Raw genomic sequence first — 12,343 nt, 5'->3', positions numbered from 1 at the left:
GCGCGGGGATACGGATCAGGCGCAGGACGCGCTGCTGGTCATGAGCCACGAATCATCCGGATGATGCCCGAGAAATCCACATCGCCATTCCCGGCTTCCAGGAAGCGGCGGTAGAGCGCCAACGCCTCAGCCCCGATGGGCGTTGCAGCGCCGGCGGTGGCAGCGGCTTCCTGGGCCAGGCCGAGATCCTTGGCCATCAGCGCAGTGGCGAAGCCGGGCCGGTAGTCGCGATTGGCCGGGCTGGTGGGGACCGGGCCAGGCACCGGGCAATAGGTCGTCAGCGCCCAGGACTGGCCGGAGGACTTGCTCACCACCTCGAACAGCGCCTCATGCGTCAGGCCGAGCCGCTCGGCCATGACGAAGGCCTCGGCGGTGACGATCATATTGGCGGCCAGCATCATGTTGTTGCAGGCCTTGGCCACCTGGCCGGCGCCGGCGGCGCCGCAATGCACCAGCGTCCGGCCCATGGCGGACAGGATGGGGGTGGCGCGGGCATAGGCCTCCTCCGGCCCGCCGACCATGAAGGTGAGGGTCGCCGCCTCGGCCCCCATGGTGCCGCCGGAGACGGGGGCATCCAGCATCGGCCGGCCGGCGGCCCCGGCCACCTCGCGCGCCGTCGCCACATCGATGGTGGAGCAGTCGATCAGCACGGCATCGGGCGAGGCCGCAGCGGCCATGCCGCCCGCGCCGAGCCAGGCGTCGCGCACATGCCGGCCGGCGGGGAGCATGGTGATGACGAATTCGGCACCACGCGCGGCTTCCGCAGCGCTGGCGGCGGCGGTGCCGCCGGCCGCGGCCAGGGCCTCGAGCGCGGCAGGGACGAGGTCGAAGCCCGCCACCTCATGGCCGGCCTTCAGCAGGTTGCGTGCCATGGGCCCGCCCATATTGCCGAGCCCGACGAAGCCGATCCGTGCCATGTGCCCCCTCCCCTGCCTGCTGCATACCAAAGCGGTGCCATTCTGCCCCGCCCCTTCGCCCCCGGCCAGCGGGGACCAGCCGTGGGGAACGCGGCGGCGGGCTTGCCAGTAGAACCCTGCCGCCCGGCCTGCGCTTTCCTCCGCAGCAAGCAAGGAGGGAAGCCCATGCGGCAGTTGGTTCGGGCGGCAGTGGCCGTCCTCGCGCTCGCCCCGGTAGCGGCCGGAGCGCAGGATATCGGGGAGAGGCTGCAACGGGCCTGGGACGGCCTGCAGGGCCAGCAGCAGGCGCCGGACCGGCGCGTCGATCCTCGCTACGATCAGCGCACCGATCCTCGCTACGACCAGCGCGCGGATCCCCGCTACGACCCGCGGGTGGACCCGCGCAGCGGCAGCCCGGCCTATGACCGGTCGCCAGAGGATCGGCGCTACAGGGAAGGCAGCGGCCGGTCCATGACCGAGGCCGATCGACGACTGGAGGAGCGGCAGCGGCAGCTCGATGAGGAACAGCGCCGGCTGGATGCCGAGCGGCGGCGGATGGGGCGGTAGCGGTCAGCCCGGCTGCAATCCAGGCCGGCCCGCCTCGATGACGAAGCGGGCGCGGTCCTCGCGCGGGGCGTCGGGGTGCGTCACTTCCGGCACCGCGCGGAACACCGTCTCCAGCCGGTCCGTCCGCGCCTCGTGCAGGGCATAGCCGCGGCGGTTGTTGAAGAAGCGGATATGCGGGTTGCGCGCCAGGGTGGCGGCGGTCGAGAGCAACGCCTCCGACCCGTCCCCGGTGCTGCTGATGCTGGTGGCGGTGAACTCGCCCGCCACCACCGGCCCCTCCTCGTCCAACCGAGCTCGCCGGCCCAGGCATTGTGGACATCGCCCGAGAGCACCACGGCATTGGCGATGCGGCGCTCGGCGAAGCCGCGCAGCAGCCGGTCGCGGGCGGCCGGGTAGGCATCCCATTTGTCCATGCTGATGGCGTCATTGGCGAAGCGCCGGGGCATGAGCATCACCTGCTGCGCCAGCACCTGCCAGCGCGCGGCGGAGGCGCCGAGGCCCCGCATCAGCCAGTCCTCCTGCGCCGCGCCCAACATCTGCGCCTCGGGCCGCGCCACCTCCGGGCAGGCGGGGCCGTTGACGTCGCCGCAGGGCTGGTCGTCGCGGTATTGCCGGGTGTCCAGCACATGCAGGTCGACCAGCCCACCGAAGCCGAGCCGGCGATGGGCGAGGATATCGGCCCCCTGCGGGCGCTGGGCGCGGCGCAGCGGCATCGCTTCCCACCAGGCCTGGAAGGCGGCGGCGCGCTGGGCGAGGAAGGCGGCTTTCGGCAACGCGACCGGATGGCGGCGGCTGCGGCCATCCTGCTGGCTTTGGGCACCGGCCCAATTATTCTCGACCTCATGGTCGTCGAAGCTGGCGATGAAGGGATGCGCCGCATGGGCGGCGGCGAGGTCCGGGTCGGCGTGGTATTGCGCGTAGCGCTGGCGGTAGTCCTCCAGGCTGCGGCATTGGCCGCCGGCATGGCTGCGGATGGTGGGGCCGAAGCCGCCCGCCTGGCCGGGCTGCCGGCCGGCGAATTCGTAGATGTAGTCGCCATAATGGAAGACGAACTCGAGCTCTTCCTCCGCGATGTGGCGCCAAGCGGTGAACCAGCCATGTTCCAGATGCTGGCAGCCGGCATTGACGAAGCGGACCGGCGCGGCGGTGCCGGGCGCCGGCGCCGTGCGGCTGCGGCCGACCGGGCTCGGCACGCCTTCGGCATGGAAGCGATACCAATAGGGCCGGCCGGGGCGAAGGCCGCGCGGCTCGGCATGGATGGAGAAACCCTCCGCCGCATGGGCCGTCTCGGTGCCGCGGGCGACGATGCGGGTGAAGCCAGGGTCTTCCGCCACCTCCCAGCCGACCTCGACCACGGCACCGGGCGGCATGCCGCCGAGCGGGGCGAGGGGCTCGGGCGCCAGCCGGGTCCAGATCACCACGCTGTCCGGCCAGGGATCACCGCTGGCGACGCCCAGGGTGAAGGGCGCATCCGCCGCCCGGCCGAAGCCGGTGCCGGCGAGGAGCAGGGCGGGCATGGCAAGGAGGCTGCGGCGGCTGGGCATCCGGCCGAGCATGCGCCGGCGCCCGGGGCGGCGCCAGCGGCGCCAAGGCTTGTTTCGCCTCGGCGAGTTATGCTGCATAATCCAACCGGGAGCGGACAGGGAGGCGCATCATGCGCGTGCTCATCATCGGCGGCGGCATCGGCGGGCTGACGACGGCGCTGGCCCTGCATGCGGCGGGGATCGAGGCGGAACTGCATGAGAGCGCGCCGGAGGTCCGACCGCTCGGCGTCGGCATCAACCTCCAGCCCCATGCGGTGCGGGAGCTGACGGAGCTTGGCCTCGGCGAGGCGCTGGCGGCGACCGGCATCGCCACCCAGGAATTCCGCTACGCCAACCGCTTCGGCCAGACCATCTGGGCGGAGCCGCGTGGCCTCTCGGCCGGCTATCGCTGGCCGCAATACTCGATCCATCGCGGCCGGCTGCAGATGCTCCTCTGGGAGGCAGCGCAGGCGCGGCTCGGCGCGGCGCGGCTGCGCACCGGGCGGCGGCTGACCGGCTTCCAGCAGGATGCAGCCGGCGTCACCGCAGAATTCGCCGATGGCGACCGGGTGCGGGCCGATCTGCTGATCGGCGCCGATGGCATCCATTCGGCGGTGCGGGCGCAGCTCGTGCCGAACGAAGGTTTGCCGAAATGGAATGGCGCGCTGCTCTGGCGCGCGACCAGCCTGGCGCCGCCCTATCTCACCGGCGCCAGCATGGTGCAGGCCGGGCACCGGGACACGAAATTCGTCTGCTACCCGATCGGCCGCGCCGAGGACGGACGGGCGGTGGTGAACTGGATCGCCGAGCAGCGCTTCCCCGCCGGCACGCCCTGGGCGCGGGAGGACTGGAACCGTCCGGCGCGCAAATCCGATTTCCTGCCGATCTTCGCCGATTGGCGCTTCCCCTGGCTGGATGTCCCGGCGCTGATCGAGGCCGCCGAGGCGGTCTATGAATTCCCGATGGTCGATCGCGACCCGCTGCCGCGCTGGACCGAGGGGCGGGTCACGCTGCTCGGCGATGCGGCGCATCCGATGTATCCGATCGGCTCCAACGGCGCCTCGCAGGCGATCCTCGATGCGCGGTACCTCGCGCTGCAGCTGGCAACGCAGCCCGATATCCCCGCGGCACTCGTAGCCTATGAGGCGGTGCGGCGGCCGGCGACGGCGGCGGTGGTGGAGGCCAATCGCGGCGACGGGCCGGACCGGGTGATGGACATCGTCCATGAACGCGCGCCCTGGGGCTTCGAGCGGCTGGAGGACGTCGTCCCCCGGGCGGAGCTGGAGGCGACGGTGATGGGCTACAAGCGCATCGCCGGCTTCGACCCGGCGACGTTGAATGCGCGGGAGAGCTGGAGCGTCACGACTGCTCCTACACTGGCACCTCGCCCGGCGGCTTGAGCGCCGTGAGGACGAAGCTGCTGCGCGTCTCCTTCACGCCGGGCATGCGCAGCAGGGCCTTGAGCGCGAATTCCGCATAGGCCTCGAAATCCGCGGCGAGGACGTGCAGCAGGTAGTCCATCTCGCCGCTCATCGCATAGGCGGCCAGCACCTCCGGCCGTTCGGCCAGCGCCTTGTGGAAGCGGGCCACCACCTCCTCGGCATGGCTTTCCAGCGCCACCATGACGAAGGCCTGCAAGGGCAGGCCGAGCCGGGCGGGGTCGAGCACGGCGCCATAGCGGGTGATGACGCCCTCCTCCTCCAACCGCTTCACCCTTCGCTGGCAGGGGGTGGGGGAAAGGCCGACCTGCTCGGCCAGCGCCACCACCGGCAGGCGGCCATCGCGTTGCAGGGCGCGCAGGATGCGGCGGTCGAGCGCATCGAGGGTGATGGGGGTTTTCGCCATGATGCGGGGCTTCCGTAGCGGATTCCGCCAAGACTAGCCGCACCGGGCACGAACTTCGCCGGAAAACCCTCCTGCCCCTGCGTTAACCTTCAGGCAAGCATGGGAGGTCCGTCATGGATGGGCTGATCGAAGGCCTGCCGGCCGGGTTGCGCGGGAACTACGCCGCCGCCGCGGCCGACTTCACCCTGGTCCAGGATATGGCGCGCTACGCGCCCGAGGATTACGCGACCTGGCGGACCCTTTATCAGCGCCAGGCGGCGTTGCTGCCGCGCCATGCCGCCGCCGCCTACCGTGAAGGGCTGGCGCGCCTGCCCTTCGCCGAGGGCGTGCCGGATTTCGCGCAATGCTCCACCCGGCTGCGGGCGGCCACCGGCTGGACCCTGGTCGCGGTGCCGGGGCTGATCCCGGATGACGCCTTCTTCGCCCATCTCGCGGCGCGGCGCTTCCCCGTCACCTGCTGGATCCGCCGGCCGGAGGAGCTGGACTACATCGTCGAGCCCGACATCTTCCACGACGCCTTCGGCCATGTGCCGCTGCTGACCCAGCCCGATTTCGCCGAGTTCCTCGCCGCCTATGGCCGCATGGGCGAGACGGCGGCGCGGATCGGCGCGCTGAAGCCGTTGGCGCGGCTGTATTGGCACATGGTGGAATTCGGCCTGATCCAGGAGGGCGGCGCCCTGCGCGCCTATGGCGCCGGCATCCTGTCCTCCTCGGTCGAGACGGTGCATGCGACGGAAAGCCCGAAGCCGCGGCGCCTCCGCTTCGACGTCCGGCGCGTTCTGCGCAGCGAGTATTTCATCGACGACCTGCAGCCGACCTATTTCGCCATCGACTCCTACGCCGAGCTCTTCGCGGCGATGCAGGACCTGCCGCGTTTGCTGGCCGAGGCGCGCGATGCCCAATCCATCGCGCCAGGGGCCGCCGCCCCCGGCGACCAACCCATCTGAGGAGACCGAGGCATGGACATCCCCCCCGATCGCACGGCCTTCGCAGGCGCCATCTCCGACCAGAACCCGATGGGCACGGACGGCTTCGAATTCGTCGAGTTCACCGGCCCCGACATGCCGGCGCTGGAGGCGCTGTTCGGCCGGCTCGGCTTCACCCGCGTCGCGGTGCATCGCAGCAAGCAGGTCTCGCTCTGGCGCCAGGGCGACATCAACTTCATCCTGAACGCCGAGCCGGAAAGTTTTTCGAGCGCCTTCCAGAAGGTGCATGGCCCCTCCGCCTGCGCCATGGCGTTCCGGGTGGCGGACGCCGCCGCCGCCTACAAGCGCGCGATCGAGCTCGGCGCCAAGCCCGTTACCGGCAAGGTCGGGCCGATGGAGCTGAACATCCCGGCGATCGAGGGCATCGGTGGCAGCCTGCTCTATTTCGTCGACCGCTATGGCGCGAAGGGCAGCATCTACGATGTCGATTTCCGCTGGATCGAGGGTGCCAATCCGCGCCCGGAGGGCCAGGGCCTGACGGTCATCGACCACCTGACGCACAATGTGCATCGCGGCCGGATGGATGTGTGGTGGAGCTTCTACGAGAAGCTCTTCAATTTCCGCGAGATCCGCTACTTCGACATCGAGGGCAAGCTGACCGGGCTCAAGTCCCGCGCGCTGACCTCGCCCTGCGGCCAGATCCGCATCCCGATCAACGAGAGCAGCGACGACAAGTCGCAGATCGAGGAATATCTCCGCGCCTATAACGGCGAGGGCATCCAGCACATCGCCCTCGGCACCAGCGACATTTTTGCGAGTGTCGAAGGCATGCGCGCCGGCGGCATCGAGTTCATGGACAGCCCGGATACCTATTACGAGCTGCTGCCGAAGCGCATGCCCGATCTGACGGCGGAGGAGATCGGCCGGCTGCAGCGCAACCGCATCCTGACCGACGGCGCGCCGACGCCGGAGGGCGGCCGGCTGCTGCAGATCTTTACCGGCACCGTCATCGGCCCGATCTTCTTCGAGCTGATCCAGCGCAAGGGTGACCAGGGCTTCGGCGAGGGCAATTTCCGCGCCCTGTTCGAGAGCATCGAACTCGACCAGATCCGCCGCGGCGTGCTGGCGGCGGAGTAGGTCAGCGCCGGTCGGCGGCGCGGGCATCCACTCGCGCGGCGGCCGGGTCCTGGCCGGTGAGGTCGCGGTACAGCCGGTCCACCTCCGCGCCCTGGCGCTGTTCGGTAGCGACGGGGCGGTTGCGGGCCCGGGCGCGGGCCTCGATCTCGGCCGGGTTGGGCTGGTGCTTATGCCAGTCCCATTCCGGGCCGATCCGCTGCGGCGGGGTATCGGCCTGGGCCAGGGCCGGGCCCGCCGCGAGGAGGAGAAGGATCGCGGCCAACAGGGGCCGCCTTGCCAGGTCGTGCATCACGCCGGTTCCTTTCCAGGACATGCCAGGCTGCGCCGGCCGGGATGTCCCCGCCATGGCCACGACCTGTCATCGGCGCAGGATCGCGGCCTCGTCCAATAACGCCTGGGCGCGGCGTGCGGCTGCGCGGCGCTCCGCCTCGGCCCGGGACTCGCGGAGATTGGCCAGCGCCCGTTCGGCGGCGCGATGCCCGGCCAGCACCGCCCGGGCCTGGGCCGCGCCCCCTTCCGCGAAGCCGAGCGACCGGGCGGCACGGTCGCGCTCCGCCAGGCCGCGCCGCAGCCAGGCGCCATACTCCGCCGGCATCCCCTCCCCCGCTTCCGCCGACAGGGCCGAATCCGCCGCGGAGGCGCGGGCCTCGGCGGCGAGGAGGCGGGCCTCGGCCTCGGCCAGGGCGCGGCGGGCCATATCCGTCTCCAGCCGGCGCAGGCGGGCCAGGGCGGCGAGCGGGTCACGCTGCATCCGCATCCTCCAGCGCGACGGCCAGCGCGGCGAAGGCGCTGGCGACGGTGCCCCGTTCCCCCTTGCCCTGGGCCAGCATGGCCTCGATCCGAGGCACAAGGCGGATCGCCTCATCCACCGCCGGATCGGAGCCGGGGCGATAGGCGCCGAGGCGGACCAGATCCGCCATCTCGGCATGGAGCGCGAGGATGGCCCGCGCCCGGCGCATCAGCGCCGCCTCCTCCGGCGCCAGGCAGCCGGGGACGGTGCGGGAGAGGCTGCGGAGGATGTCGATGGCCGGGTAGCGGCCACGCTCGCCGATGGCGCGGTCCAGCACGACATGCCCGTCGAGGATGCCGCGCACCGCATCGGCCACCGGCTCGTCATGGTCGTCGCCCTCGACTAGGACGGTGAAAAGGCCGGTGATGGCGCCAGGGCAGCCCTCGGCGCGCGGGCCGGCGCGTTCCAGCAACCGCGGCAGCTCGGCGAAGACGCCGGGGGTATAGCCGCGGGTCACCGGCGGTTCCCCGGCGGCGAGGCCGATCTCGCGCAGCGCCAGGGCGAAGCGCGTCACGCTGTCCATCAGCAGCAGCACCTGCCGGCCGGACTCCGCGAAATGCTCGGCGACGGCGAGCGCCGCATAGGCCGCCTCGCGCCGCATCAGCGGCGGGCTGTCGGAGGTGGCGCAGATCACGGTGCTGCGGGCGAGGCCGGCGGGGCCGAGATCCTCCTCGAGGAATTCCCGCAGCTCCCGCCCCCGCTCCCCGACCAGGGCCAGGACGGCCACATCGCAATCGGCGCCGGCGGCGAGCATGGAGAGCAAGGTGGACTTGCCGACGCCCGAGGCGGCGAAGAGGCCGAGACGCTGGCCGCGCCGGCAGGTGGCGAAGGCATCGAGGGCGCGGACGCCGAGATCGAGTCGCGGACCGAGCCGCGCGCGGGTGCCGGCCTCGGGCGGCGGGGCGCGAAGCGGGCGCGGCTGCGCGCCGGGCGCGAGCGGGCCTCGCCCATCGATCGGCCGGCCCAGCGGATCGATGACCCGGCCGAGCCAGGACTCTGCCACCGGCAGCGCGGCGGCGGGCGCAAGGCTGGCACGGGTGCCGGGGCCGATGCCCTCCAGCGGGCTAAAGGCGAGTGCGGTGGCGCGACCGGCCTCGAAGCCGACCACCTCGGCCGGGACCGGCGGGCGGCCCGCAGCCTCCAGCTCCAGCCGGGCACCTAACTGCAACCATGGCGCGAGCCCCTCCACCACCAGCCGCAGACCGGCCGCCGCGGCGACCGTGCCATGCAGCCGGTACGGGTCGAACCGGGTGAGTGCCGGCAACTGGCTGGAAAAGCTTGCTTTCATTTCCATGCAGGCTCCGTCCTGGGCCGAGTGGTTAAGTTTTTGGAACGCTGTCTCGCATCTTCATACGTCTCAAAGATGAATAGCTTCTTCCAATTGCGCGCGTCGGTGGTATCTCTACACACGCTAAACGTGCAGGAGAGCGCAACATGCGTGTTCTACTGGTTGAGGACGACCTGACCACATCCCGCGGCATCGTCGCGATCATGAAGGCCTCCGCCATGGTCGTGGACGCCGTCGACACCGGGGAGGAGGCGCTGGAGCTGGTCCGCCTCTACGACTACGACATCGTCGTCCTCGACCTGGTCCTGCCGGATATGGAGGGGTACGAGGTGGTGCGCCGCCTGCGCGCCGCGCGGATCGAGACCCCGGTGCTGATCCTCTCCGGCCTCGCCCGGCCGCAGGCCAAGGTGAAGGGCTTCGGCGTCGGCGCCGACGACTTCATCACCAAGCCCTTCGACGGGCAGGAACTGCTGGCGCGCATCCAGGCGGTGGTGCGGCGGGCCAAGGGCTTCTCCCAGCCCAGCCTGTCGGTCGGGCCGCTGACCCTGCATCTCGGCTCGCGCGAGGTGACGGTGGCCGGGCAGCCGGTGCATCTGACCGGCAAGGAATATGCGATCCTGGAGCTGCTGACGCTGCGCAAGGGCATGGTCCTGACCAAGGAAGCTTTCCTGAACCACCTCTATGGCGGGATGGATGAGCCCGAGGTGAAGATCATCGACGTCTTCATCTGCAAGCTGCGGAAGAAGCTGGCCCAGGCAGGGGCGGACAACCTGATCGGCACGGTCTGGGGCCGCGGCTACATGCTGCGCGACCCGGAGGCGCGCCTGAGCGGCAGCTTCCTCAATGGCCGCCCGCCGGTGCCGGCGCCGCTGGCGCGGCAAGTGGCCTGATCAAGGCCCGCAGGCTCGCCGGGCGCCAGGCCCGGCGATGCCGCGAGACGGTGGCAAGGATGATGTTCGCGCGGTGAAAGGCTCCAAGGCCGAGGCGCAGCGGATCCGCGATACCCATAGGGAATGCCAGGGCAGTGGCGCTGCCGGACAGGGCTTTCGCCTGACCAGACAGCGCCGATGGGCTCAGACCGCCAGCGCCGCCTCCCGCAGCAGCCCATAGGCGCCGCGCTCGCCCGGCACCGGCACCAACCGCTCGGTCAGGCCGAGCACCGTTTCCGCCCCGCCGAGATAGAGCACGCCATCCGGCTGCAACTGCGCCGCCAGCGCGTTCAGCACCCGCGCCTTGGTCGGGGCATCGAAATAGATCAGCACGTTGCGGCAGAAGATCACGTCGAAGCGGCCGACACCGCGCAGATCGCCGAGAAGATTGCCGCGCTCGAAGCGGACCATGCCGCGCAGCTCGGGCGCCACGCGCCAGCGCCCATCTTCCTGCCGGAAATGCTGCACCAGCAGCCGGGCTGGCAGGCCGCGCTGCACCTCGAATTGGGTGAAGTAGCCATCGCGCGCACGGGTGAGGACGCTTTCGGCGATGTCGGTGCCGATGATCTCGACCCGCCGCCCCTCCAGCGCCAGCTCGCGCAGCAGCATGGCGATGGAATAGGCCTCCTGCCCGGTGGAGCAGGCGGCGGACCAGATCCGCAGCGTGGCACCGGAGGGCCGCGCCCGCGCCAGCGCGGGCAGCAGCCGGCGCAGATGCTCGAAGGGCTTGCCGTCGCGGAAGAAGCTGCTCTCGTTGGTGGTCAGCGCCTCGGTCACCGCCTCGGCAATTAAGGCGGCGCGCGGATCGCGCAGCCGGGCGGCGAGTGCATCGAGATTCGCCAAGCCCTCCCGCTTCAGGATCGGGCCGAGCCGGGTTTCGAGCATGTACCCCTTATCCGGCGTCAGAACGAGGCCGGAGCGTCCCTTCACCAGGGCGGCGATGAAGGCGAAACTGTCCGGGCTCATGCGAGGGCTCCCTGCCTGGCGGTTCCGGCGGCGGCGAGGATCTGCTCGGCCAGCGCCTCGGGCGGTAGCAGGGCGCGGGGCAGGCCGGCGCGGGCAACGGCGCCCGGCATGCCCCAGACCACCGAACTCGCCTCATCCTGCGCCAGCACGGTGCCGCCGGCGGCGGCCACCGCCTGGCATCCCTGCAACCCGTCCTGGCCCATGCCAGTGAGGATCACCGCCAGCACCGCCCCGCCGCAGCACGCGACCAAGCTGCGCAGCATGGGATCGACGGCAGGGCGACAAAAATTCTCGGGCGGCGCATCGGAGAGCCGCGCCAGCAGCCCGCCATCCGCACGCGATTCCACCAGCAGATGGTGCTCGCCCGGGGCGAGGTAGATCCGGCCGGGCCGCAGCGCCTCGCCATCCCGCGCCTCGGCGCAGCCGGGGCCGCCGAGCCGGTCCAGATGGTCGGCCAGCATGGCGGTGAAGCCGGCCGGCATATGCTGCACCGTGATCAGCGGCACGGTGAGCGGCGTGGTCAGCCCACGCACCAGCCGGGCCAAGGCCTGCGGCCCGCCGGTGGAGCAGCCGATGCCGATGGCGCGCAGCCCCCGTGTTGGGCGCAGCGCCGGCGGGCGCGGGGCCGGGCGTGCAACAGGAGCGGCACGGCCGACCCTGGCCCAGCCCTTCACCTTGGCAATCAGCTCGGCACGGAAGGCAGGATCGGCGAGGCCCCCGCCGGCCGCGCCGGGCTTCGGGATATAGTCGGCGGCGCCGGCCCGGAGCGCGGCCATGGTGGCGCTGGCGCCGCGCTGGGACAGGGCGCTGGCGACGATCACAGCCGGCCGCGGCGACTGCTGCAGCAGCAGCGGTAGCGCCGTCATCCCATCCATCACCGGCATTTCGAGATCGAGCAGCACGATTTGCGGCCGCCCCGCGGGCGGCAGGGCGGCGAAGGCGGCGACGGCTTGGCGGCCATCCCCGGCGCGGGCGACGACGCGGATCTCCGCATCCGCTTCCAGCACCCGGGCCAGGGCGGCCCGGACGGTGGTGCTGTCGTCGCAGAGCATGACCCGGACGGGATCGGCGCTCACGCCGCCCGGTCCTGCAGCAGCCCGGCCTGGGTCAGCTTGTCACGCAGCAATTCTTCGTCGAAGGGCTTCATCAGATATTCCTGCGCACCGGCACCCAGCGCCTCGACGATCCGCTCCATCGCGGCTTCGGTCGTGCAGAGCAGGATGACCGGATGGTCCGGGCCGAATTCGGCGCGGGCGGCGCGAAGGAAGGTGATGCCGTCCATCACCGGCATGTTCCAGTCGAGCAGCACCGCCTGTGGCAGCGTGGCGCGGCAGGCAGCCAGCGCCTCCACCCCATCGCCCGCCTCGGCGACGGTGAAGCCGAGCTTCTCCAGGATGCGCCGCGCGGCCTTGCGCACGGTGCGGCTGTCATCGACGACGAGGAAGGTGGCGGGGCCGCCGGTCTGCATAGGGGTCT

14 protein-coding genes are annotated in these 12,343 nt (G+C 71.4%); 5 read left to right on the top strand and 9 right to left on the bottom strand.

Going from position 1 to position 12,343, the window contains the following annotated elements; translation table 11 throughout:
• Window positions 1-38: 38 nt before the first annotated feature.
• Entirely contained in the window at window positions 39-917 is an 879-nt protein-coding gene (gene mmsB, locus JMJ55_RS05675; protein WP_202824542.1) for a 3-hydroxyisobutyrate dehydrogenase, read from the bottom strand.
• A gap of 165 nt (window positions 918-1,082) precedes the next feature.
• On the opposite strand from mmsB, the gene JMJ55_RS05670 reads away from it, so the two are divergent.
• Window positions 1,083-1,463 (top strand): hypothetical protein, encoded by a 381-nt coding sequence (locus JMJ55_RS05670; RefSeq protein WP_202824541.1) that lies wholly within the window; start codon window positions 1,083-1,085, stop codon window positions 1,461-1,463.
• An 80-nt stretch (window positions 1,464-1,543) separates the two neighbouring features.
• On the opposite strand, the gene JMJ55_RS05665 is transcribed toward JMJ55_RS05670, so the two are convergent.
• Complete coding sequence (locus JMJ55_RS05665; RefSeq protein WP_202824540.1) at window positions 1,544-2,980, bottom strand: alkaline phosphatase D family protein; 1,437 nt, start codon at window positions 2,978-2,980, stop codon at window positions 1,544-1,546.
• A gap of 137 nt (window positions 2,981-3,117) precedes the next feature.
• Here JMJ55_RS05665 and JMJ55_RS05660 point away from each other — a divergent pair, with 137 nt between their 5' ends.
• Complete coding sequence (locus JMJ55_RS05660) at window positions 3,118-4,386, top strand: flavin-dependent oxidoreductase (protein ID WP_202824539.1); 1,269 nt, start codon at window positions 3,118-3,120, stop codon at window positions 4,384-4,386.
• On the opposite strand, the gene JMJ55_RS05655 is transcribed toward JMJ55_RS05660, so the two are convergent.
• The gene (locus tag JMJ55_RS05655) at window positions 4,358-4,831 is read right to left on the bottom strand and encodes an Lrp/AsnC family transcriptional regulator (protein ID WP_202824538.1); all 474 of its coding nucleotides are present in this window, start codon (window positions 4,829-4,831) and stop codon (window positions 4,358-4,360) included. The two genes, JMJ55_RS05660 and JMJ55_RS05655, sit on opposite strands and share 29 nt — an antisense overlap.
• 113 nt (window positions 4,832-4,944) lie before the next feature.
• Between JMJ55_RS05655 and phhA the strand changes: the two genes are divergently transcribed.
• Both phhA and hppD read left to right on the top strand, forming a co-directional pair.
• Window positions 4,945-5,778: a phenylalanine 4-monooxygenase gene (gene phhA, locus JMJ55_RS05650; protein WP_202824537.1), complete on the top strand. Its 834-nt coding sequence runs from the start codon at window positions 4,945-4,947 to the stop codon at window positions 5,776-5,778.
• A gap of 12 nt (window positions 5,779-5,790) precedes the next feature.
• Entirely contained in the window at window positions 5,791-6,894 is a 1,104-nt protein-coding gene (hppD, locus tag JMJ55_RS05645; protein ID WP_202824536.1) for a 4-hydroxyphenylpyruvate dioxygenase, read from the top strand.
• A 1-nt stretch (window position 6,895) separates the two neighbouring features.
• Here the strand turns inward: hppD and JMJ55_RS05640 are convergent, their stop codons facing one another.
• From JMJ55_RS05640 to JMJ55_RS05630, 3 genes are all read right to left on the bottom strand, one after another.
• Window positions 6,896-7,156, bottom strand: a complete 261-nt coding sequence (locus tag JMJ55_RS05640; protein WP_202824535.1) for a hypothetical protein — start codon at window positions 7,154-7,156, stop codon at window positions 6,896-6,898.
• Window positions 7,157-7,252: 96 nt separating this feature from the next.
• On the bottom strand, window positions 7,253-7,645 hold the full coding sequence (locus tag JMJ55_RS05635; protein ID WP_202824534.1) for a hypothetical protein: 393 nt from the start codon (window positions 7,643-7,645) through the stop codon (window positions 7,253-7,255).
• The gene (locus JMJ55_RS05630; RefSeq protein ID WP_202825005.1) at window positions 7,635-8,972 is read right to left on the bottom strand and encodes a FliI/YscN family ATPase; all 1,338 of its coding nucleotides are present in this window, start codon (window positions 8,970-8,972) and stop codon (window positions 7,635-7,637) included. The genes JMJ55_RS05635 and JMJ55_RS05630 overlap by 11 nt, the downstream gene beginning before the upstream one ends.
• 146 nt (window positions 8,973-9,118) lie before the next feature.
• Here JMJ55_RS05630 and ctrA point away from each other — a divergent pair, with 146 nt between their 5' ends.
• Entirely contained in the window at window positions 9,119-9,862 is a 744-nt protein-coding gene (gene ctrA / locus JMJ55_RS05625; protein ID WP_202824533.1) for a response regulator transcription factor CtrA, read from the top strand.
• Window positions 9,863-10,045: 183 nt separating this feature from the next.
• On the opposite strand, the gene JMJ55_RS05620 is transcribed toward ctrA, so the two are convergent.
• From JMJ55_RS05620 to JMJ55_RS05610, 3 genes are read right to left on the bottom strand one after another with little or no spacing between them, the layout of a single operon-like run.
• Entirely contained in the window at window positions 10,046-10,867 is an 822-nt protein-coding gene (locus tag JMJ55_RS05620; RefSeq protein WP_202824532.1) for a CheR family methyltransferase, read from the bottom strand.
• Window positions 10,864-11,943, bottom strand: a complete 1,080-nt coding sequence (gene cheB, locus JMJ55_RS05615; protein ID WP_407927527.1) for a chemotaxis-specific protein-glutamate methyltransferase CheB — start codon at window positions 11,941-11,943, stop codon at window positions 10,864-10,866. The genes JMJ55_RS05620 and cheB overlap by 4 nt, the downstream gene beginning before the upstream one ends.
• Complete coding sequence (locus tag JMJ55_RS05610) at window positions 11,940-12,335, bottom strand: response regulator (RefSeq protein WP_202825004.1); 396 nt, start codon at window positions 12,333-12,335, stop codon at window positions 11,940-11,942. The genes cheB and JMJ55_RS05610 overlap by 4 nt, the downstream gene beginning before the upstream one ends.
• Window positions 12,336-12,343 lie beyond the last annotated feature (8 nt).

It is taken from the genome of Belnapia mucosa (assembly GCF_016775475.1).
In the GTDB taxonomy this organism is placed as follows: Bacteria; Pseudomonadota; Alphaproteobacteria; order Acetobacterales; family Acetobacteraceae; genus Belnapia; species Belnapia mucosa.
This window is presented reverse-complemented; position numbering and strand designations above follow the sequence as displayed.

Coding starts and splice junctions, on each gene's coding strand:
- mmsB (WP_202824542.1), bottom strand. CDS start 917: ATGGCACGGATCGGCTTCGTCGGGCTCGGCAATATGGGCGGGCCCATG.
- JMJ55_RS05670 (WP_202824541.1), top strand. CDS start 1,083: ATGCGGCAGTTGGTTCGGGCGGCAGTGGCCGTCCTCGCGCTCGCCCCG.
- JMJ55_RS05665 (WP_202824540.1), bottom strand. CDS start 2,980: ATGCCCGCCCTGCTCCTCGCCGGCACCGGCTTCGGCCGGGCGGCGGAT.
- JMJ55_RS05660 (WP_202824539.1), top strand. CDS start 3,118: ATGCGCGTGCTCATCATCGGCGGCGGCATCGGCGGGCTGACGACGGCG.
- JMJ55_RS05655 (WP_202824538.1), bottom strand. CDS start 4,831: ATGGCGAAAACCCCCATCACCCTCGATGCGCTCGACCGCCGCATCCTG.
- phhA (WP_202824537.1), top strand. CDS start 4,945: ATGGATGGGCTGATCGAAGGCCTGCCGGCCGGGTTGCGCGGGAACTAC.
- hppD (WP_202824536.1), top strand. CDS start 5,791: ATGGACATCCCCCCCGATCGCACGGCCTTCGCAGGCGCCATCTCCGAC.
- JMJ55_RS05635 (WP_202824534.1), bottom strand. CDS start 7,645: ATGCAGCGTGACCCGCTCGCCGCCCTGGCCCGCCTGCGCCGGCTGGAG.
- JMJ55_RS05630 (WP_202825005.1), bottom strand. CDS start 8,972: ATGAAAGCAAGCTTTTCCAGCCAGTTGCCGGCACTCACCCGGTTCGAC.
- ctrA (WP_202824533.1), top strand. CDS start 9,119: ATGCGTGTTCTACTGGTTGAGGACGACCTGACCACATCCCGCGGCATC.
- JMJ55_RS05620 (WP_202824532.1), bottom strand. CDS start 10,867: ATGAGCCCGGACAGTTTCGCCTTCATCGCCGCCCTGGTGAAGGGACGC.
- JMJ55_RS05610 (WP_202825004.1), bottom strand. CDS start 12,335: ATGCAGACCGGCGGCCCCGCCACCTTCCTCGTCGTCGATGACAGCCGC.